The organism is Brasilonema octagenarum UFV-OR1, assembly GCF_963888615.1.
Classification (GTDB): Bacteria; Cyanobacteriota; Cyanobacteriia; order Cyanobacteriales; family Nostocaceae; genus Brasilonema; species Brasilonema sennae.
Window position 1 is genome coordinate 1 of sequence record NZ_CAWPKW010000362.1, and the last position, 1334, is coordinate 1334.

The 1334-nt window shown below is 41.5% G+C and carries 4 protein-coding genes; 1 reads left to right on the forward strand and 3 read right to left on the reverse strand.

Annotated features, from left to right (window positions below; genetic code table 11):
• The 3 genes from AC5590_RS32505 to AC5590_RS32515 form a co-directional block, all read right to left on the reverse strand.
• Positions 1 to 368, reverse strand: a 368-nt coding sequence (locus tag AC5590_RS32505; RefSeq protein WP_169268992.1) for an HNH endonuclease, incomplete at its 3' end; no start/stop codon positions are given.
• A 101-nt stretch (positions 369 to 469) separates the two neighbouring features.
• Positions 470 to 790, reverse strand: a complete 321-nt coding sequence (locus AC5590_RS32510; protein ID WP_169268993.1) for a nucleotidyltransferase family protein — start codon at positions 788 to 790, stop codon at positions 470 to 472.
• A gap of 11 nt (positions 791 to 801) precedes the next feature.
• Complete coding sequence (locus AC5590_RS32515; protein ID WP_282453097.1) at positions 802 to 933, reverse strand: hypothetical protein; 132 nt, start codon at positions 931 to 933, stop codon at positions 802 to 804.
• 17 nt (positions 934 to 950) lie between these two features.
• Here AC5590_RS32515 and AC5590_RS32520 point away from each other — a divergent pair, with 17 nt between their 5' ends.
• Positions 951 to 1190 (forward strand): AbrB/MazE/SpoVT family DNA-binding domain-containing protein, encoded by a 240-nt coding sequence (locus AC5590_RS32520; RefSeq protein ID WP_169268991.1) that lies wholly within the window; start codon positions 951 to 953, stop codon positions 1188 to 1190.
• Positions 1191 to 1334 lie beyond the last annotated feature (144 nt).

Here is a 1334-nt window from a genome sequence, read left to right on the forward strand (position 1 = left end):
GCACGACGTTCATCATTTAAATCCAGACGGTTACAAGTAGCTCGATCTGTAGGTGTGATGCCGATCATTTTAGTACCGTCTGCTGTCCAGATAAAGTGTTCAGACCAATTTTGCTGACGAGGATTAAATAAGGAGACTTCTTGCTGAGTTTGAGGGTCTATTCCAATTATAAAATTATAGTGCCGTTCATTACAGCGACGACAGGCTAAAGCCAAATTATCTGCATCGTCGGAACCCCCCAAAGACTTCGGCATTATATGGTCGATTGTGAGGGGAGATGTACTGAGAAATTCAGGATAATGGCAGTATTCGCATCGAAAATCAGCGCGTTGTCGTACAAATTCTTGGATAGTATTAGGAATAGTCACGACTGAGATGCAGTTATAGCATTGATGTAGCTGAAAATCATGTCTAATGTCAGCAATGGCATCCAATATGTCTTGAATAAATTCTGAAAGTTGTCGTTTAGTCATACATAAACGACTTCCGATAACACTCGCTCCCAGATTCTTGGCTTTAAACCGTTTTGCGTCACTATATCAACTTTCATACCGATAGCTTCGCTGCTGCGCTCTGCGCAGATCGCACTACTAAGATAGTCGCGTAGCTCTACCAGCTTAAATAAAGTAGGTGCTCGATCATAGTCAATGAGTACATCAACATCACTTTCCTGTGTCTGTTCACCACGAGCGTAAGAACCAAAGATGCCTAGCTGAGTGATATGATAGTGCTCCTGCAACAGCTGTTTATTTTGTCTGAGAATTTGCTTAATTTCCTCCAACGTTTTCATCTTCAAAAGTTTTACTCCAAACTTATCTCAAAGGCGATTCTATAAGGATAAACAATGCTTTGAAATATAGTAAACCAGGTGTTAGAACTTCCTGCTGGTTCTGCTGCTAAATTAGGTATTAACCAAGGAATGACCTTTACCATTGCTAAAATATTGCCGTATGGACATTACAATAATCAACACTGACGGTCATATCGCTATTCCTCCCAATATTCAAGAACAGCTTGGACTTCTACCTGGCACAGCAATTCAGCTCGAAGTCATCGGTGATACGCTTCATCTTCGTAAGCAACCAACTTCAAGTCAGGGAGCACAACTCATTGCTGCCATACGTGGTAAAGCTACCAGAGAATTGAGAACTGACGAGATTATGCAACTTACCCGCGAAACCTATGACTGACATTCTGGTTGATAGCAACGTTATCCTGGATGTTTTGACCGAAGACCCCCAGTGGTTTGATTGGTCATCTCAAATGCTAACAGAATACGCTAATCGGGAAAATCTGGTAATTAACCCCATCATTTACGCTGAAATCTCCATTGG

What these genes read in the sequence shown, in the direction of transcription:
- AC5590_RS32510 (WP_169268993.1), bottom strand. Translation starts at nt 790, where the DNA reads ATGAAAACGTTGGAGGAAATTAAGCAAATTCTCAGACAAAATAAACAG.
- AC5590_RS32515 (WP_282453097.1), bottom strand. Translation starts at nt 933, where the DNA reads ATGGTAAAGGTCATTCCTTGGTTAATACCTAATTTAGCAGCAGAACCA.
- AC5590_RS32520 (WP_169268991.1), top strand. Translation starts at nt 951, where the DNA reads ATGGACATTACAATAATCAACACTGACGGTCATATCGCTATTCCTCCC.